The following is an 18,257-nucleotide window of genomic DNA, read 5'->3' as shown; positions in this document are numbered from 1 at the left end:
CACAACAAAGTCGCCATTTCCCATTTTTAACCACGATGACAATCCAGAAATTTTACTATCTACTTACCAACATATAACAAACTTTTAATCCCACAATAGTGAAGCGACACATTATTGGAGCAACAGCAATATGTCGACCTCCTATCAGTACGAGTTCGAGACTGACACATCGCTAACCGAGTGCCCGGATATCGAAAGCACAATCCACAATACCGCCACGCAGAACATCGATATATTGCTGTTGGGCGAAACAGGCACTGGTAAAGATACACTGGCGCAACGTGTGCACCGTTTATCTCATCGAAAAGGTAACTTTGTTGCCATCAATTGCGCAGCGATACCGGAAAGCCTTGCAGAAAGCCAACTGTTCGGAGTCAACAGTGGCGCCTATACCGGGGCCATACAATCACGTGCAGGATTTATTGAAGCCGCCCATCTGGGCACTTTATACCTGGATGAAATCGATAGCATGCCACTCACTTTGCAAGCGAAGTTGCTGCGTGTGCTGGAGGCTCGGGGTGTCGAGCGGCTGGGCTCTACGCGGTTTATCCCGCTGGACATACGCATCATAGCTTCAGCCCAACATTCGCTGCACGACATGGTGGAACAAGGTGCGTTCAGACGAGACCTGTACTTTCGCCTGAATGTCGTCAACATCACCCTCCCCCCCTTACGTGAACGCCCCGAGCGGATTATTCCGTTATTTTTTAACATGATCCGGCAAGAGGCAGAGTACTTTAAGTGCCCAGTTCCACAACCGCCCAGCACCCTCATTCAACAATTGCTGTGTCACCCATGGCGCGGTAACGTCCGAGAGTTGCGCTCAACCGCCAAGCGTTTCGTGCTGGGACTGCCTCCAACTTCAGTGCCTTTAATGAGCACCGAAGACAATAATTTGAACTTAAAAGAACGCTTGCAGCAAATAGAGAAACTTCTGATTGAAGAATCCCTGCGCCGCCATGTTTATAACGTGGACAGTGTGGCGACCGAACTGAATATCGCCAAACGCACGCTCTACCATCGAATGAAGCAACTGGGAATATCGCTGGAGTGAATGAAGACTGCTCAACAAGGACATATTTCGATACAGCTGCTCCCACAGGCTTTGGAACGACATGCTATTTGCAACCACATAGATAATGGCTACAGGCTTTGACTGCCCAACGTCAAGGGGCATTTGAAACACTGTCAGCAACCACCTTTTACGTTAATGATCATGGAGTAAACAAATATGGGTGTCAGTGGCGTTGGTAATAGTAATAGTGGCGGCTCTTCAAATTTTGGTTTTGGCGACGGAGATAACGCAGACCTGAAAGCACAACGTAGAGCCATCCAGCGTGAATCCCTGAAGGAAGGTAACGAATCCTTCAAGCTGAGTGAACAGAAAAAAAATATTGAAGCAATGCGATAACCCACTGCGTCCCCTGCCTCCTGGCAGGGGACGCAGCCTCACTGTCTGGCTTCGGGATTTTATATGCGTACAGAAGCGCTACAGGCGTTTTCATCAACCGATGAAAAGCGCCTGAAAACCTCCACAATGGCTACATCTCCTGTGTTCCAAAGCGAGGATGTGAACTTTTTCATCTCAAGCCTGGAGCACTCAGGCCAAGCTGCAATAGCCGTAGCCCCAACGGTTACACCGAACGCCCTCACGGACATGTCCAACCAGTTGCTCAAATCGTCAAACTATATGGGCAGAGCCCTGAAAGCGATGGGGAACGGCACGAGAGAAAACTTCTCGCTCGGCTACTCCACCCAACTGTCCACTACGGTGCTGGGAACACAGATGCTGGTCAAGGGCCTCTCAAAGGGTGCCCAGCTCATCGAAAAAATCAGCAACCTGCAGTAGGTAAACATGATTCGTCTCCTGGTCACCGGGTTGGTTTTATCTCTGACATTAGTGCTCACGGGGTGTAATGACAGTGTCGAACTCCATCGCCAGCTTTCCGAGCAGGAAGCCAATGAGGTGATTGCGGAACTGGCAGACAAACACATACGCGCCCAGAAAATCCCCGCCAAAGATGGTGTGGTTGTACGAGTGAACAGCGCCGATATCAGTCGTGCAGTGCGTACACTTGATGCCGTCGGTTTGCCCAAGATGGCCCGCGCCACAATGGGCGATACCTTTCGCAAGGAAGGCGTCATCTCCACCCCACTGGAGGAACGTGCCCGCTACATCTACGCCTTGTCCCAGGAGTTGGAGGCGACCTTGTCAAATATCGATGGGGTGATTGTCGCCCGGGTCCACGTAGTGTTGCCAGAACGCGTTGCACCTGGAGAACCCGTGCAACCTGCATCCGCTTCGGTCTTTATCAAACACGATCCGCGACTGGAGCCTGACAGTATCCACGGACGCGTCCGGCGGATGGTCGCCAGTAGCATTCCCGGCATGGCCACGGCCGTCGATAACTCACAAAAACTGACCGTGGTATTCGTACCCGCAACGGCTTACCAGGAGCAGCAACGCCTGAGCTATTTCGGCCCGTTTCTGATACCGGGCGATGACCTTGTTTTTTGGCGCAGCACCCTCGCGTTGATAGCCGCCGTCATAGTACTTGTACCGGCTGGCGCCCTGTTCTGGCATAGGCGTGGTCAACGCCTGCGGCGTGAGACACTCACCACGGCCACCCCGGCCCATGAGTGAGCAGTTGGAGTGGGCCCGATGGTGGGCTTTCCCGTGGAAGTTTTCACACAGCGACTGGGGCAACTTCGACGAATATCATGCACAGAGCGCCCTGTACCACCCACGGCACGTTTTCGTGAATACCCGGCTGGGTATCGAACCCTGCCTGCCGCCCACGCCCCACTCCACAATCCTTCGCTTGGCGCTGGCCCCCCAGGAGCAACTCGAGAGCATGCTGGCGCTGCTGGACAACGTTTGTCGCCCCGCCACCGATAGCCAGTTGAGCCAAGACCAATACGAGTGGTGTCAGCGCCTGTCCAAGGCACTACGCCCAGACACGCTGTTGTCCGGTAAAGAAGACCCACTGCAATTGCTACGTGCCTGGGTAACCCCAGCCATCTGGCAACGCCTTCGATTGCGGTTTGAGCGCCGTCGGACCCACCCCCCTGAAGAGCACACACCCGCACTCAATGACGCTCGAAACCGCCTGGACACGCTGTGGCAGGCCATAGTCTGGCGAGCAACCACCATGCCAAGCGAGCAATCCTTCACTTATCAAACTGAGCAGAGAACGGATGATGTTGAACATACGTAAAATCGAGTTGCGCACCGGTGCTCCAGGATTACCGCAAACCCTGATTTCCCAGGAAATGCTGGCGGATTGCCGCAGGGCCAGTCAATTGTTGAGCCGTGCCAAGGTCCAAGCCAAGGAACTGCTGCGCCAGGCAACCGAACACCGGGAAAAAGCCCTTGAAAAGCTCACACTGGAGTTCTGGCGGCGGGCCAATGCGCAACTCAAGGAATGGGAAAAACAACAGCACGTTATGTGCGACAACCTGGAGCAATATGCCACCTCTATTGCCAACCAGACCATCCTCTGCCTGCTTGAAGAGGCACCTGTGGCACAGCGCCTTAGCGCCTTGGTCAAGCAATTACTGGCGACTCAAGTTCCATCAGGCAAGGCAACACTCCTCTGTCACCCACTTGAGTGTGCCGAGGTAGAACGCTGTCTTTCCAGGCAGCACGCCACGTTTTGGACACTACGTCCTGATGACCGGGTCCGTCCTCAATCCCTGGTATTGGAAACGGAGGAAGGGGACTTCTGTATCAACTGGGCCAGCCTGTGCGAAACAGTACTGGTCCGTGACGTGCAAACACCAGGTGCCTGACGGGTCAGGGAGCGTTGCCGAACAGATGTATCAATAAACACCGAAACAAATGGAACTGAAATTTGAGGGGAACCACATAGCTCAGACACATCAGGAGAAAAATATATGGATTTCCACCACGACGTGAAAAAGAACCTGCTCAGACAACTGCAGAGCAGCATAAACAAGGCAGCCGATATAAACGAAGATTTTGCCAACACAGATTTCGATGAGTATTTGTTCGCTGAGTTGATGAAACAGGAGCGTTACTCGTTGATCGCCTACAACGAGGCCGTTCGCGCCAGCCATACCATTCTCAAAATAGTTGCTGACGGCGTGCAGTAAGGTGGATGCGCTGATTGCCCGCTGGATGAACGACCAAACTGAACACATCAGCCTGATGGAGGGCAACGATGAGATTGTCTTACGGCGCTCTGGCCCAGTGCTGCTGTTAAGTGTGCAACTGACTCAGGAACGGCCCGACAAATCCACCCTGCAAAACTGGATGCGATTGGGACGCGCCAGCCTGAACCACTTCCAAGGAGCGCTGGCCCAATCACCGGAAAGTGGTGCGCTCTGGCTGCGTCAACAATTGATCAGTGGGTGCAGTCCAGAACTGTTGTGCAACACACTCGAAACGCTGCTCAACCAGCGCGACACCTGGCGCGCAATGATCAAGCGTCTCGCAAAGCCAAACCTGAAACACAAGCCCCTGTCACTACGCTCGCTGCCGTACTAATCAGAGAGTTCCCCCATGTATAACAAGATCGACAAGCGCAATCGCTTGCGCGCCGTCTCGCCTGCAGGTCCGCGAAAAATAGCCGATTGGCGCTGCCTGCTAGCGTTACCCTGGTTGCTTATGCCCCTGCAAAGTACGCTCGCGGCTATCCCCAGTGAATGGAAAAACACCGCGTATGCCTATGAAGCCGAACATAAGCCGGTGCAAGAAGTCCTGGAGGATTTCGCCCAGACCTTTGGCACGCAATTGCAGATCGACGGCCTGCTGGAGGGCAACGTCAATGGCAAGATCCGCGCTGATACCCCCCAGTCACTGCTCGACAGGCTGGGAGTAGAACATCGTTTCCAGTGGTACATGTACAACAACACGCTGTACATCAGCACCCTGGACCAACAGGAGTCCGCGCGCCTGGAAGTCTCCTCCGAAACCGTGGCGGACTTGAAGCAGGCCTTGACCGACATTGGCCTGCTCGATAGCCGTTTCGGCTGGGGAGAATTACCTGACGATGGTGTGGTGCTAGTGTCGGGCCCCAAGCGTTATATCGACCAGATCAAGCAGTTCAGCAGCCAGCGTAAATCTCCCGATGAAAAACAGAGTGTGCTGACGTTCCCGCTGAAGTTCGCCAACGCAGCAGACCGCCCGATTGATTATCGTGGCGAAAAGTTGGCCATCCCCGGGGTTGCCAGCATGTTGCGAGGCTTATTGGAACCTCGGGACACCTCAGTGCTTTCGTCGAGGACCTCACGTCCCGCCTCGTCATCGCAGCCCTCGCCTGTCACCCCGATCCTGCCCCGCCTGAGCAACCCGATGCTGGACCAGATGCTCGGCGCGCCAGCTCCCCTCGGGCAGATAAATCCAGGCATGCCGCTCACCACCAGAGCCCCGGTTGCAAGAGGCCGGATCCGCGTTGAAGCGGATGTGCGTAACAACGCCGTATTGATCTATGACCTGCCAGAGCGCCAGGCAATGTACCGCGAGCTGATCGCCCAGCTCGATGTGGCACGCAAGCTGGTGGAGATCGACGCGATCATTCTCGATATCGAGCGCACGCAGCTGCGTGAGTTCGGGGTCAACTGGGGTTTCCAGAACAGCCGCTTTCGTGGCGGGGTGAACATGGCGCCGGGTACCTCCGCACAGATGTCGATTGGAAACCGCGACCGCTTCTACGCCGATATCCGCGCCCTGGAGGCCAAGGGCCTGGCGACCATGGTGTCCAACCCGTCGGTGCTGACCCTGGAAAACCAGCCCGCTGTGATTGATTTCAATCGCACCCAGTACCTGACCGCTGGCGTCGAAAACGCGACCATCTTGCCCATCACCGTGGGCACCAGTTTCCAGGTGGTGCCACGGGTCATCACCTCGCGCGGCAGCCATCAGGTCCATCTGGCGGTGGATATTGAAGACGGCAACTTCGACGAAACCAACCCCGAACGCATCGGCCCCGATGTACGCCGCGGCAAGGTCAGCACCCAGGCGGTGATGGCGGAAAAACGCTCGCTGGTGGTCGGCGGGTTCCATGTCAGCGAAAGCGCCGACAGACGCAATAAAGTGCCGGTGCTGGGCGATATTCCCTTGCTGGGCAAGACGCTGTTCTCCTCCACCGAGCGCAAGAACAACCGCCGTGAACGCCTGTTTATCCTGACCCCGCGGGTGATCGGCGACCAGGCGGACCCGTCGCGCTATTTGCCCCAGGACGACCAGGCGGAACTGCAGGCCGCCCTCAAGCCTTTGGCCAGGCGCTATGCCGAGCATCAGCCCGTGATCAAGCGCAGCGATATCACCAGCGCCCTTGCACACCTGGTCACCGGTCAAGTGCCCCACACGTTCAAGGCTGAGCCTATGCCGCTAGGCCTGAACACCTTGTGCAGCACCCGTGATCTGCTGGCGCTCAACACCGAACGCAGCCAGTGGTACACCGGCCCGCAGTTCAACGTGGCGGTGGTCGTGCTGCGTAACCAGTTCAAGCGCAACGTGCGCATCGATGAGAAGGAATGCAGCAACTCCCAGACCCTGGCCGTCGGTGTCTGGCCGCGGGCCTGGCTCAAGCCGGGTGAAGAGGCCGAGGTATTCATCGCCATGCGCCCGGTGGTGAAGGATGAACATATCGGTGTGACCCGTCCCTCCCTGCTCACCCCAACACGGAAAACTGCGCCATGAAACAGCGAATCGCCTGCATCACCCTCCTCGGCCTGACCCTGCTGCTGGAGGGGTGTACACCGACATGTCGAGGCGACTCCTGCTCCCGCCCTCAATCGAGCACCGACAAACTGGTGGTGTGGTGGCCGCCGCAAATGCGTGTCGAACCCGGCCCCTCGGGGGAGCGCTCGGATTACCAGACAATCTCCCTGGAGCGATGACGGTCATGCCATTACCCGACGCTGGTTCGCATGACCAGGAGTTTCTGCAGAACCTGGTGAGCGGCCGTGTCGCTTACCACTCGCTGCACCCGGGCATTGGCCTGTGCCGTTTGAATCCCGGCTCGCAACCCGGCCTGGCCTTGCAGATTGCGCCTGAGGCGTTGCAGGTCGGCCAGTTGGAACGGGTGCTGGAGCGGCGCTTTGAACACGCAACGGCGTTCGATGGGTGCTTTGTGTTCCTCGATGCCAAGGGCAGCCTGGTGATCTGGCATGCACTGCCCTCCTGTGGCCACTCGCCCGCTGACACCCTCAGCCGCATGCTTTCCCTGGCCCGGCTCGAAGCGCTGGATGTACACCGCGCGCCCTAGCGGCGCGCAAGCTCCGGCAACTCCAGGGTCTGGCGCTTGGCTTCATCATCCAGTTCACGCAAGGTGCGATAGATCAGCGCCACTGCCTGCAGGGTCTCCCGGGGAATCGGCGCGCCCAGCTTGCGCTCATACAGCATGCGCGCCAACCACACACACTGGATCACCGGCACGTCGGCGGACTTGGCCCGTTCAATCAACTTACGGGCCAGGGCATCCGTGCCTTTGTCCACCAGCATCGGCAGCGGGGTTTTGCCGGGGCGGTAGTACAACGCCACGGCATAGTGCGTGGGGTTGACCACCAGCATGTCGGACTCTTCCAGCTTGGGTAACTTGATCTTGGGTTCTTCCTGGGCGAGCTGGTAAGCCAGGGAACGCCGCTGCCCCTTGACGTGGGGGTCGCCCTCCATGTCCTTGTACTCCTTGACCACCTCCACCTGGGTCATGCGCATGCGCTTGGCAAAGAAGTGCTTCTGCATGGCCAGGTCGATCAGCGCGAGCACCAGCAGCAGCCCCAGGCAGGCATGCAGCAAGTGGCGGAACAAGGTGATCAGCGCCACGATATAGCTTTGCAGATCGCTGGTGGCCAGGTTGATCAACACCTGCAAAGAGGGGGTGATAACCACATACAGAATCAGCGAGAGCAGCAATGCCTTGCCCAGCCCCATCAACAGGTTGATCACCGACTGGGCGGAAAACATCTGCTTGAGCTGGTTCAGCGGATTGAGGCGATTGAAATCCGGCTTCAGGCTTTCCGGGGCAAACAGGAAGCCGAACTGCATCCAACTGCTGATCAGTTTCGTCGCGATCGCCACCGCGCACATCAACAGACCAAACGAGAAAAAAACGACCAGGCCATCGAGCAACACTTCTTCCAGGGCGCGAACAAACGGTTGGTCCAAGCGCGAAAACGGCAACACCATCAACTGCTGGAAGCGCTGCATGCTGGTTTCGGCGGTGAGCAACGCGATCTCGCTGATCGCGGTGAGCACCAGCAACTTGGGCACGTCCTGGCTTTGTGCAACCTGGCCTTTCTTGCGTTGGTCCTTGAGCTTCTTGGGCGTTGCCGCATGTTTTTTCTCGCCGGAATCGCTCATTGGTTCACGCCCCGGAACATCAGGCCAAGGGCATGCTTAAGGTCGCCCAGCAGACCCATGCGCCCTACGATCAGATCTTGCAGCAATGGAAAATACAGCAGTAAAAAGGCCAGTCCCGCCAGGCTCTTTGCCGGCATTGCCAAGGTACTGACCTGCAACTGCGGGCTGTACAACCCGAGTAAGGCGAAACCGAACTCCAGTAACAGCAGCACCGCGATAAAAGGCGCAGCGTAAAGCATCATGTGTGTGAAGGTTTCGCCAAGCAGTCCAACGAACACGCTGAAACCGTTGACGGCCACCACCGGCAGCCAATCCGTGGCGGGCCAGATCAGGTAGCTATCCCAGATAACCTGGGTCAATACGCCCAGCCCAAAGGTGGCAATCAACAGGAAAATCACCACCTGCTTGAATAAATGCCCCACGGGCGTGGCGTCCGGGCCGAGCGAGGGGTTCAGTTGCCCGCCCGCCAGGGCCCCACGCTGGTTATCCAGCAGCGCGCCTACCGACTCGAACATCCAGAATGGCATGGACAACAAGACACCCAGCAAAACCCCCAGGCCCACTTCCTTGAGCAATAGCCCACCGAGCATCAGCACCGAGTATTCGTTGCCCGCCAGCGCAACATGGATCATCGGCGCCGGCATAAACGCCATGACCATCACAATGGTATGCCGGGGCATACCGCGTATATGTTGAAAACAGAAGGCCGGCACCAGGAACGCGCAAGGGTAGATGCGTGCCATGGCGATCACCAGGCTGGCCAGGAAGTCGAGATAAGGCAGCACCGGTCGTACCTCAGTTCAAGGCCGAACGGGCGATCATGTCGAACATCAGGTTGATCAGTTGGATCAATTCCACGCCAATCCAGCGCCCCGTCAGGATCAGGGTAATGCCAACCGCCACCAGCTTGATGCCAAAGGGCAGCGTCTGGTCCTGTATCTGCATCAGGGCCTGTACCAGAGATGTCATCACGCCGACGATCACTGCCACGATCAACGGAGGTGCCGATAGCACCACCACCAGCAACATGCCCTGCTTGAAGAGTAGGATCGGTTCCATAGGCCACTCAGAGATAAGAAAAGAACAAGCTGTCGAGCAGGCGCGACCACCCGGACACCAGCACGAACAACAACAACTTGAGGGGTAAGGAAATGGTCATGGGTGAGACCATCTGCATGCCCAGCGCCAGTAACAGGTTGGAAACAATCAGATCGATGACGATAAAGGGCACATAGATCAGGAAGCCGATCTCGAACCCTGCCTGCAACTGCGAAAGCACAAAAGCCGGGATCAGCAGCAACAGGTCATCGCGATGGGCGTTTTGCGCCATCTCCGGCGGCCACATGCGCGCGGTGTTTTCCACCAAATGGGTCAGGACGTCCGGGTCGGTGTTGCGGCTCATAAAGGTGCGCAGCGGCTTTATCGCCTCTAGCCCCGTTTCTTGCAGGCGCTGCACGCTGCTCATGTCCACGGGGAATTGCTTGGCATTCTGTGCCATTTCATATCCCACGGGCGCCATGACAAACAGGGTTGCCGCCAGCGCTATGCCGTTCAACGCCATGCTGGGCGGCACCTGCTGCACGCCAATCGCGTTGCGGGTGATCATCAGCACAATGACGATTTTCAGAAAGGCCGTGCAGACAATCAACAACATAGGCATCAACGACAATGCCGCGAGAAACAACGCCAGGACAATGGGGTCGATCCCCTGAAAAGTCATCGCGCGAAAATCACACGGGACAACTGCAAGCCGAGGCGTCCATCCACCTCCACCAACTGGCCCTGACCAATCGGTCGATCGCCGTAGTAAAGCCCTGCCATGCCCGGGGCGTAGCCCGCGATGCTCAACACCGCGCCGGGGGCCAGATTGCGCAGCTCCCCGAGGGTCAGGTTCAGGGTCCCACAGCGCACATTCAAGGCCATGCTCAACTCATCGAAAGGCTCATGGCCAAAAACATCTACCACGGGTTCATCAAGATCATGCTCGTCATACCCTGAGTAATGTTGTGCTGAAAGATCCTCGTCCACAGACGTCTCCTCGATAGATATAAGTGTCAGGCACACAGACCCCGATTCATCATCAAGGCGCCCATGCACGCGATGCCTTCCCATCCGCAACCGACCATTGCCGTGCACATCGAAAAAGGCCTGTTCCAGCATCACCACATCACCGACACGCAGGCTGCGAACCTGGGTCAGGGGTAGCTGCAAGCGCCCCAGCGTCACGGCAATCGCCAGTTGAAACGAGGCCGGTAATGGCTGGGCCGTCGGCTGCCATTGCCCCGCCTCGCACAGCGCCAACAGACTTTCAGGGGTCAGCAACAGATACCCCACCACCCTGGAGGGCCCCAGCGTCACCGTAAGCCGGCAACCGAAATTCAGTTTTCCAGGAGGCGTGCGAAGGCGCAGGTAACCGAACAGCGCTCGCACCTGAGGGCTCAAGTGGTGCTGGAACAGCTCCCAGAACCAGGAATCCGGATCATTGCCAGCCTCTGCCAGCGTCACCGGGCACTCCCCCAGCAGGCTGAACATCGGCCCCGGCTCGCTGAAGGCCAGCAGGCCGCAAGCACTGTCGAAATACAGGGGGGCAGCGCTTCTGGGCGCGCGCCCGGGTTCCAGCAGCAACTCTCCCTGCTGGTCCTGGACCGTAAACCCCATGCGCAAGCCGCGCCCCAAACGAAGCCTCGCCGCCACCGTGCCGCTTTTGACCGATGGAATGAGCAAGGTCGGCAGGATCATGCCGTCCCCACATGCACCAGATGCACATTGACCGGCTGGCCCAACCCTTCGGCCAAACGCTCCTCGCAGCACTGGCGCACGCCCCCCAGCCAACGGGCGGTCAGCTCCTGTTCTGCCGCCAACTCTATGCTCCAGGCCCCCTGTTCACGACGCACACTGGCATTGATCCGGCCCAGGCGCGGCAGATACAGCAACGCCTGCAGGGGCCACTGCACTCCCCCACGGATCTGGGGGAGCAACTGGCCGGTCATGGCTTCAATCATCAAGATATCGGCGGACGCCGCAGCACCCGTGGCCGATGGGCCGTAACCGGCGCTCTCGTCGGTGTCGCCAAGCAGATGAGTAAACAACTGCCCCAGCTCCCTGGCCAAGCCGCCCACCATCACCGGCTCCCTGTCGTCCCGAGGCTCACGCAGACGCGGGCGTTCGGGTTTGCTTGCTGGAACTTGCGTCATATTTCTTCCTGTATTGCTTCCTGAGCCAACAAAACGGACAACTCCTGAAGTTTCTCGACCTCTTTAAGGCATTGGCTCACCTGTTGCTGCGCACTGGCGACCTGCACCACCTGCTCCTCACGCCGGCCATGCAGCTCATGCAACTGCCCTTCTTCGCGCCGGGTTCCGGCGGACAAAGTGCGCTCCTGGGTCCCCCAGGACTTGAGCTGGGACAGCGAGAGCACCTGCCCCTGGTGCTTCTCCAACAGCTCTGCGGTTTTCTGGATTTCCTCCAGGCGGGTCTGCTCAAGGGCTTGCTGGGCCTGCTGGATTTGCGCCAACAAGGCCTGCTGGTGCCGCTTGGCCTCACGCAACGCGCGCTCGGCGCGGTCGGCGCGATGCCTGCGCAGACGCCGCAAGGTGTCGAGTTCAGAAAGGGACATGGGTGGTCAGGCTCATCAATTGATCGAGGGTCATCGGCATCGGTGCCGGCTCGCGCAAGTCCTGGCGCAGGAAGCCATCCACCGCCTGGCGGCTGTCCACGGCCAGGTCCGTCAGGGCATCGTTGCCGGGCTGGTATTCCCCCAGCTTGAGCATCAGCTCGATCTGTTGGTACGCCGATAACAAGCGACGCAGTGCCGTCCCGGCCTGGATATGCGCGGGCTCGGCGACGTTGCTCAAAATCCGTGACAGGCTGGCCAGCACATCCACCGCCGGGTAGTGGCCGCGCTCGGCCAATTTGCGCGACAAGACGATATGGCCATCGAGCAGCGAGCGCACTTCATCGGCCACCGGATCGCTCATGGAGTCCTGCTCGATCAGCACCGTATAGATCGCCGTGATCACCCCCTCGCGGGTCAGCCCTGCGCGCTCTACCAGACGCGGCAGCAAGCTGTACACCGACGGCGGCAGGCCGCCACGCCCCAGCGGTTCGCCGGCGGCCAGGCCGATTTCGCGCTGGGCCCGGGCAAAACGGGTCAGGGAGTCGATCAGCAACAGGACCCGCTTGCCCTTGCGTCGGTAGCCTTCGGCCAGTGCCGTGGCGGTGAAGGCAGCCCGGGCGCGCTCCATGCTTGAACGGTCGGACGTCGCACACACCAGCACCGCCTTGGCCCGCAGTTGCTCATCCAGTTCATGATCGAGAAACTCGCGCAACTCGCGGCCCCGCTCGCCAATCAGGCCGAACACAATCACATCACAGTCGACGTTACGGGCGATCTCCGCGAGCAAGGTGGTCTTGCCACAGCCGGCCCCCGCAAACAGGCCAACGCGCTGGCCTTCACCCAGGGTCAGCAGGCCGTCGATCGAACGCACCCCGGTGGACAATGCGCGGTGGATCCGCGGCCGCTCGGTGGGCAACGGCGCCTCGCACAACACCAGGCTGGTATCGTGGGCGTGCGCCTCGACAAAGGCGCTGGCCCCCTCCCCCGTAATCGGGCGGCCAAAGCCGTCCAACACCTGGCCCAACAGGTCATCGCCGACCCGCACCCGATGCGCAACCCCCAACTGCTCGACACTGGCCCCCACGCGCACGCCTTCCAGGTTGCCCAGGGCACTGAGCACCGCATCCTGCTGATCGAAACCGATAATCTCGGCCAGCATGTAGTCGCCCGTGGACTTTTCCACCTGGCACAAATCGCCAATACGCGCGTCGGGCAAGCGGCATTGCAGCAACATGCCGTTGACCCGCTGAATACGCCCACGTACCGAGACCGGCGCAAAATTGGCCAGGGCCTGTGATCGGTCCTGCTGCCAGGCCTCCAGGCGTGCCTGCAGCTCGCCACTCACCAGCGCACCTCATAGCGCTGCACGCCGTCGAACACCACCTTGCTGTTATCAATCAGGACCAGCCGCAAGCCATCCACTTCATCCCCGACAAACAGCCGGCTGCCTTCATCCAGGACCACATGCCCATTGGGCCCGCCGACGATCTGCAGGATCTTGAAAGGGAACACGGCGCTGCGCTCTTTGACCCGGCTGATCACCGGCACGGAGGTCTCGAACTGCTCGCCAAAACGACTGAGCATGCGCGACACCACTCCCACCTCGTCCAGGGAAACGTCACCGTCCAGAGCCACCTGGCCATTGATCACCTGCAGGCGGATCCGATGACCCAGCTCACGCTCGTTGAGCATTTTCAGCAGTTGCTGGCGGACTTCGTAGGGTGAGTCCAGCTCGTTTTTTTGACTTTTCACCGGCATCAACGACGCCTGCGCCTCGTGGTCGCCCGTGGTGGCCAGGCCCACCGCCGTAATGATGACGGCAATCACCAGCACCAGGCTGAGCATGCGCTTCTGTTGCGGCCCGGAAATCGAGGACAACGTTAATGCCGGCACCGCCTGGCCGACCGGCCTGGGCGCAGGCGCATCGGCAGCAGGCATCGCTGCTTGCGGCCAAGGCTGGTCGGCCAGGGTGACACACAGGCGAACATTGCCAATCGTAAAAGGACTACCCAGTGCCAGGTCGGCAATCTGCGCCAGAAGCCGACCGTCGCCGGCCCGCACCAGCCCTTCTTCGGCCTGCACCGACCAGCGCTGCTCGATACAACGCAACAGCACATGCCGCTCGGCAATACCTTCGTCATACAGCGAAAGATCAGCATCCGGGTGGGCCCCAATCAGCCATTGCCCGCCAAACAGTGGCAGCGCAGCCCCCTGGTGCAGACCATCAAGCACGCGCAATTCAAACATCATCGAGCCTCATCACCGCTGGAACGACATTGGCCCGCGCAAGACTCACCAACGCCCTCATGCCACCTCCTCGCGCATCAGATCGTCCCGGGCCAGATCAAAACGCCCCAGCACCTTGACCTTGGATGAAGCACTCAGCTCGGCGAACGACAGGACCGGCACATGGTTGAACTCTTCCAACAGCAGGGTGCGCAAGGGGCTGCGCAAGTCCTGCGCCACCAGCAGCACGCTCTTGCTCTTGGGGCGCACGGCAAAGGCTTGCTTGAGCAGGCTGACCAGCGCCGCACTGCTTTCGTGATCCAGGGAAAAGAACACCCCCGTCTGGGTCTGGCGCAGGGCATCGCGCAATACGTTTTCGGTGTGGGGTGACAGCAGCCAGGCATGCAGGCCGTCGACTTCGCTGTATTGGTGGAGAATCTGCGACTTGAGGGCTATGCGCGCATAGTCAGCCAGGGCATCCGGCTCACGCTCATGCTGACCGTGTTCGATCAGCGCCTCGACAATCAGCCGCACCGCCCGTAGGGGTACGCCCTCACCGGCCAGGCGCTGCAACACCGATGAAAACCGCGACAGCGGCATGATCCGCTGCAGCTCCTGCACCAGCTCCGGCTGGTTGAACTCCAGCCAACTGAGAATCGCCTTGCTCTCCTGAATCCCGAGAAACTGCGGGCCACTGAGCAACATCGCCCGGGTCATCCGCTCCTGGAGCAAGCTGTACGCCGTCGAGCGCGCCAGGTGTTCGTCCGCCAGCACCGGGTCATCGGGGGTGAACCAGACCCAGTCCTGTTCATCACGCTCCACCAGGCCCCTGCTGCCGCTTTCAGGCTCGGCCGACAGTGCCGCCAGCTCCACGCCGACCCAGTGACCTAGGGTGGCTTTCAATATGGGCACTTCATGCACGCAGAAGCGAAACTCATCGTCGGCCAGCGTAGGCGCAAACTCGACTTCAAACGGCGGCAGCGTCAAGCCAATCTGGGTCACCAGGCTATTGCGGCTCTGGCGCACCCCGTGGATCACTTCAGTGACCAGCGGGCTATCCTGCAGGGCCGGCGGAAACTGCAACAGGTAAGGCCGCGACGGATCGAAACCACGCAAGTCCTCCACCCCGTTCTGCTCCGGCGGGAGGGTATCGGCGACCGGTTCCTGCGCCTGCTGCTCACGCTGACGCTGGCGCGTAAGGTAATAACCCAGGCTGCCGGTCATCAGCGAAATAAGGATAAACACCACCGTGGGCATCCCCGGCAGCGTCGCGAACGCGAGCATGCCCACCGAGGCGATCATCCAGCTCTTGGGCTCACTGGTCATTTGCCGGGCAATCTCGGCGCCCATGTTGTTGCTGCCTTTGTTGCGACCGGACGGCGCCACACGGGTGATGATCATGCCGGCCGTCAGCGAGATCAGCAGGGCCGGGATCTGCGCGATCAAGCCGTCACCAATGGTCAGTACCGAGTACAACGCCATGGAGTCGCCGGCGCTCATGCCATGCTGGAACATGCCGGTGGCAAAACCGCCCAGCAAGTTGATCACCACAATGATCAGCCCGGCGATAGCGTCCCCCTTGACGAACTTCATCGCCCCGTCCATGGCCCCGAACAACTGGCTTTCACGGGACAGTTGCTCACGCTTGTCCCGGGCCTGGTTGCCATCAATCAGGCCGGCACGCAGGTCACTGTCAATGGACATTTGCTTGCCGGGCATGGCATCGAGGCTGAAACGCGCGGCCACTTCCGCAACCCGTTCCGAGCCCTTGGTGATCACCAGGAAGTTCACCAGGGTCAGGATCATAAAGATCACCAACCCCACCGCCAGGTTGCCGCCCACCACAAAGTTGCCGAACGCCTCGACAATGTCACCGGCGTCCTGCTCCAGCAGGATCAGACGCGTGGTGGCAATCGACAACGCCAGGCGAAACATCGTGGTCAGCAGCAGGATCGACGGAAACGAGGAAAAGGCCAGCGGCCCCGGCAGGTACAACGCCAACACGATCAGCAGGCACGAAATACAGATATTGACCGCAATCAGGATATCCACCAGCCAGGTGGGCAACGGCACGATAAAGATAAACACAATGGCCATGACGACCACCGCGCCCAGCACCTCGGCACGCTGTGCAACCTTCAACAGCACCCCGTTGATTGCCCGCAACGCACTCATGCCTTGAGCCCTGGCCACGTGTGGGTATGTCGCGCGCCTCGCTCCTGCATGGCGTATTCAAGCAGCACCTGCTTGTAGCTGTTCACGGCCTCTTCGCGCCGTCTTGCATCGCACCACCAGGCCAGGGGCAAGGCTTTGAGCTCGGGAAAAAAGGCGCCGAGGGAACTCAACTGGTGAGACAGCTCACTCCCCCCCAGGTCCCTGGCCAGGTGCTTGATTTCGTGGGGCGTAAGACCATTGGCCGCATACCCCAGCAAGCGCTGCAACAGACCCAGCGGATCCAGATGCAGTTCGGGGTACAACAGCAGGGAGCGCCCGATCAGCTCCTTGCAGCGCGCGAGCACGCCGCTCAGCCGGCTGCAGTCGTTCAGGCCCAACAGCAAAGTGCGCAACTGGCCCCGATCGACCGACGAGGTCTGCGCGGCAATATCATCGGCCAGGGCCCGGCGGATCAGCTTCAGCCCCGTCTCGAAGTCACCTTCACCATACAGCCCCAGCAGCGACTGCATCAGGGTCGCCAGCGATTGGGTCGTGACCACGCTGGTGTAATACAGGCTGCGCACCGCCTGGCGCATCTGTGGGTCATCGCTGCCGGCCTGCAGCGCCATCGCCGTGTTCAGGCCCGCCTGGATCTGCGGCTGGTAGTGGTTCTCCAGATCAGTCAGGGAACTGCGTGCCAGGCTAGCCTCCGCAGTACGCCCCTCAGCATCCGCCTGGAGCGCCACGTGCTTGAGCACCACATAGGCCCGCGCCGGGTCGTTGCCGGTGATCTGCATGATTTTGCCGACGCCGGCGCGGAGCAGCAATTGCCCCCTGACATTACGGGCAATGGTCGCCATTTTCGCCTGGGCCGGGTGACCCAGTTGCTCATAGAGCTGGACCAACTGCTCGGCCGGAGGCGTACGCAAGCCCAGTTGACGCTCGCTCAGGGACGTGGCGTTGCGTGCGACCTCCTGGCTGAACATCTCACTGAAATCGTCAGCGATGGGGGCGTTTATCTGCGACGACGGCCCACTCTCGAACCGTGCAGATGCCGGTTGATTCAACTGCGGGTGATTTTGCACATCAAGGTTGGGATCGACTTTCATGGGAGTGCCAGGACAAGAGATTCGTATCCTTGTGTGGCTACAGCACCCGATACAGTTCCATCTTCGCCGTCATTTCCCAGGGCAATGAAAATACCTGCACAAACTCATGATGCTTTGTGCAAGGCCTTGCATGAAAAACACCTAAAACAAGATATTTCCTTATATTTATCAACCAGATAGAGACTTTCCGCGCTTGGCACAAGCGGTGCTAACAGGGTTCTCGTCGAAACCATTTCGACTGCTTCTACCCTGAGGAAAAATCATGGATATCCCTATCAGTGTTTTAGTTAATTTACCCCGTGACCCTAGCCAATCCATCCAAGATCTGTCCGACGACCACCACAAGCGCCTGCGCCGGTTCATTCATAAACGCGTACTGAACCCAGAGGATGCGGACGACATCCTGCAACTGACGTATCTGGAGGCCTGGCGCAACCGCCATCACTTCAGCGCACAGGCGTCACTGAGCACCTGGATGTGCGGGATCGCGCTGAACTTGATCCGCAATCACTTCCGCCGCCTCTATGCCAAGCCGGTGCATTGCGAGTTCGACGAAGCGCTCTCCCATGGGCAGAACGAAGAACAGGATCTGGCGCGCCAATTTGAGATCAGCCGCCGCCTGGAAAATACTCTGAGTGCCATCCAGCACCTGCCCCTGGAAATGCGCAATACCTTGTATGCCTCATTGGAAACCGACGGCAGCTACCAGGACACCGCCGACGCCCTGGCGATCCCGATTGGTACCGTCCGCTCCCGACTGTCCCGGGCGCGGGAACAGCTCAAACGCGCGACAAAGTCTCACCCCTACCAGTAGGAAAGGTGT

Annotated in this window: 23 protein-coding genes; 12 read left to right on the top strand and 11 right to left on the bottom strand. The window is 59.2% G+C overall.

The window, feature by feature from the left end; translation table 11 throughout:
• Positions 1–130 precede the first annotated feature (130 nt).
• The 11 genes from PSH80_RS04220 to PSH80_RS04170 all read left to right on the top strand — a co-directional run bounded on the left by PSH80_RS04220 (position 131) and on the right by PSH80_RS04170 (position 7,235).
• Positions 131–1,054 carry a sigma 54-interacting transcriptional regulator gene (locus tag PSH80_RS04220; RefSeq protein ID WP_057958295.1) on the top strand — a complete coding sequence of 308 codons (924 nt, stop codon included), beginning with the start codon at positions 131–133 and terminating at the stop codon, positions 1,052–1,054.
• A gap of 177 nt (positions 1,055–1,231) precedes the next feature.
• Complete coding sequence (locus PSH80_RS04215; protein WP_081044173.1) at positions 1,232–1,411, top strand: hypothetical protein; 180 nt, start codon at positions 1,232–1,234, stop codon at positions 1,409–1,411.
• Positions 1,412–1,474: 63 nt separating this feature from the next.
• Positions 1,475–1,849 (top strand): hypothetical protein, encoded by a 375-nt coding sequence (locus tag PSH80_RS04210; RefSeq protein WP_057958294.1) that lies wholly within the window; start codon positions 1,475–1,477, stop codon positions 1,847–1,849.
• A gap of 6 nt (positions 1,850–1,855) precedes the next feature.
• A complete protein-coding gene (gene sctJ, locus PSH80_RS04205) occupies positions 1,856–2,644 on the top strand; it encodes a type III secretion system inner membrane ring lipoprotein SctJ (protein WP_057958293.1) in 789 nt (262 codons plus the stop codon).
• Entirely contained in the window at positions 2,637–3,218 is a 582-nt protein-coding gene (locus tag PSH80_RS04200; protein WP_057958292.1) for a hypothetical protein, read from the top strand. The genes sctJ and PSH80_RS04200 overlap by 8 nt, the downstream gene beginning before the upstream one ends.
• A gap of 7 nt (positions 3,219–3,225) precedes the next feature.
• Positions 3,226–3,792 carry a type III secretion system stator protein SctL gene (gene sctL / locus PSH80_RS04195; RefSeq protein ID WP_332875160.1) on the top strand — a complete coding sequence of 189 codons (567 nt, stop codon included), beginning with the start codon at positions 3,226–3,228 and terminating at the stop codon, positions 3,790–3,792.
• A gap of 105 nt (positions 3,793–3,897) precedes the next feature.
• Complete coding sequence (locus tag PSH80_RS04190; protein ID WP_057958291.1) at positions 3,898–4,116, top strand: hypothetical protein; 219 nt, start codon at positions 3,898–3,900, stop codon at positions 4,114–4,116.
• A gap of 1 nt (position 4,117) precedes the next feature.
• Positions 4,118–4,510 carry a type III secretion protein gene (locus PSH80_RS04185; protein ID WP_115127427.1) on the top strand — a complete coding sequence of 131 codons (393 nt, stop codon included), beginning with the start codon at positions 4,118–4,120 and terminating at the stop codon, positions 4,508–4,510.
• A gap of 15 nt (positions 4,511–4,525) precedes the next feature.
• The gene (gene sctC / locus PSH80_RS04180) at positions 4,526–6,667 is read left to right on the top strand and encodes a type III secretion system outer membrane ring subunit SctC (protein WP_305419314.1); all 2,142 of its coding nucleotides are present in this window, start codon (positions 4,526–4,528) and stop codon (positions 6,665–6,667) included.
• Positions 6,664–6,867, top strand: a complete 204-nt coding sequence (gene hrpT, locus PSH80_RS04175) for an HrpT family type III secretion system protein (RefSeq protein WP_305419312.1) — start codon at positions 6,664–6,666, stop codon at positions 6,865–6,867. The genes sctC and hrpT overlap by 4 nt, the downstream gene beginning before the upstream one ends.
• Positions 6,864–7,235, top strand: a complete 372-nt coding sequence (locus PSH80_RS04170) for a hypothetical protein (RefSeq protein ID WP_057958288.1) — start codon at positions 6,864–6,866, stop codon at positions 7,233–7,235. Before hrpT ends, PSH80_RS04170 begins: the two co-directional genes overlap by 4 nt.
• Here the strand turns inward: PSH80_RS04170 and sctU are convergent.
• From sctU to sctW, 11 genes are read right to left on the bottom strand one after another with little or no spacing between them, the layout of a single operon-like run.
• Positions 7,232–8,329, bottom strand: a complete 1,098-nt coding sequence (gene sctU / locus PSH80_RS04165; RefSeq protein ID WP_169990137.1) for a type III secretion system export apparatus subunit SctU — start codon at positions 8,327–8,329, stop codon at positions 7,232–7,234. The genes PSH80_RS04170 and sctU overlap by 4 nt on opposite strands.
• On the bottom strand, positions 8,326–9,114 hold the full coding sequence (gene sctT / locus PSH80_RS04160) for a type III secretion system export apparatus subunit SctT (protein WP_305419309.1): 789 nt from the start codon (positions 9,112–9,114) through the stop codon (positions 8,326–8,328). The genes sctU and sctT overlap by 4 nt, the downstream gene beginning before the upstream one ends.
• Before the next feature lie 10 nt (positions 9,115–9,124).
• Positions 9,125–9,388, bottom strand: coding sequence for a type III secretion system export apparatus subunit SctS (gene sctS, locus PSH80_RS04155; protein WP_057958285.1), 264 nt, complete (start codon positions 9,386–9,388; stop codon positions 9,125–9,127).
• Between the two features lie 7 nt (positions 9,389–9,395).
• Complete coding sequence (gene sctR / locus PSH80_RS04150; protein ID WP_057958284.1) at positions 9,396–10,049, bottom strand: type III secretion system export apparatus subunit SctR; 654 nt, start codon at positions 10,047–10,049, stop codon at positions 9,396–9,398.
• Positions 10,046–11,068 carry a FliM/FliN family flagellar motor switch protein gene (locus tag PSH80_RS04145; protein ID WP_057958283.1) on the bottom strand — a complete coding sequence of 341 codons (1,023 nt, stop codon included), beginning with the start codon at positions 11,066–11,068 and terminating at the stop codon, positions 10,046–10,048. Before PSH80_RS04145 ends, sctR begins: the two co-directional genes overlap by 4 nt.
• Positions 11,065–11,523, bottom strand: coding sequence for a type III secretion system HrpP C-terminal domain-containing protein (locus PSH80_RS04140; RefSeq protein ID WP_057958282.1), 459 nt, complete (start codon positions 11,521–11,523; stop codon positions 11,065–11,067). Before PSH80_RS04140 ends, PSH80_RS04145 begins: the two co-directional genes overlap by 4 nt.
• Positions 11,520–11,945, bottom strand: a complete 426-nt coding sequence (locus PSH80_RS04135) for a YscO family type III secretion system apparatus protein (protein WP_057958281.1) — start codon at positions 11,943–11,945, stop codon at positions 11,520–11,522. Before PSH80_RS04135 ends, PSH80_RS04140 begins: the two co-directional genes overlap by 4 nt.
• Positions 11,932–13,290, bottom strand: coding sequence for a FliI/YscN family ATPase (locus tag PSH80_RS04130; RefSeq protein WP_057958280.1), 1,359 nt, complete (start codon positions 13,288–13,290; stop codon positions 11,932–11,934). The genes PSH80_RS04135 and PSH80_RS04130 overlap by 14 nt, the downstream gene beginning before the upstream one ends.
• The gene (locus tag PSH80_RS04125) at positions 13,287–14,192 is read right to left on the bottom strand and encodes an FHA domain-containing protein (RefSeq protein WP_305420539.1); all 906 of its coding nucleotides are present in this window, start codon (positions 14,190–14,192) and stop codon (positions 13,287–13,289) included. Before PSH80_RS04125 ends, PSH80_RS04130 begins: the two co-directional genes overlap by 4 nt.
• A 57-nt stretch (positions 14,193–14,249) precedes the next feature.
• Positions 14,250–16,346, bottom strand: a complete 2,097-nt coding sequence (gene sctV / locus PSH80_RS04120) for a type III secretion system export apparatus subunit SctV (RefSeq protein WP_198830825.1) — start codon at positions 16,344–16,346, stop codon at positions 14,250–14,252.
• Positions 16,343–17,434: a type III secretion system gatekeeper subunit SctW gene (gene sctW, locus PSH80_RS04115; RefSeq protein WP_057958277.1), complete on the bottom strand. Its 1,092-nt coding sequence runs from the start codon at positions 17,432–17,434 to the stop codon at positions 16,343–16,345. Before sctW ends, sctV begins: the two co-directional genes overlap by 4 nt.
• A gap of 262 nt (positions 17,435–17,696) precedes the next feature.
• On the opposite strand from sctW, the gene PSH80_RS04110 reads away from it, so the two are divergent.
• Positions 17,697–18,248, top strand: coding sequence for an RNA polymerase sigma factor (locus tag PSH80_RS04110; protein ID WP_057437724.1), 552 nt, complete (start codon positions 17,697–17,699; stop codon positions 18,246–18,248).
• Positions 18,249–18,257 lie beyond the last annotated feature (9 nt).

The sequence above is a fragment of the Pseudomonas sp. FP818 genome (assembly GCF_030687335.1).
GTDB classification, from domain to species: Bacteria; Pseudomonadota; Gammaproteobacteria; order Pseudomonadales; family Pseudomonadaceae; genus Aquipseudomonas; species Aquipseudomonas shahriarae.
Note: the sequence above shows the minus strand (reverse complement) of the source record. Positions and strands in the feature narration are given on the sequence as shown.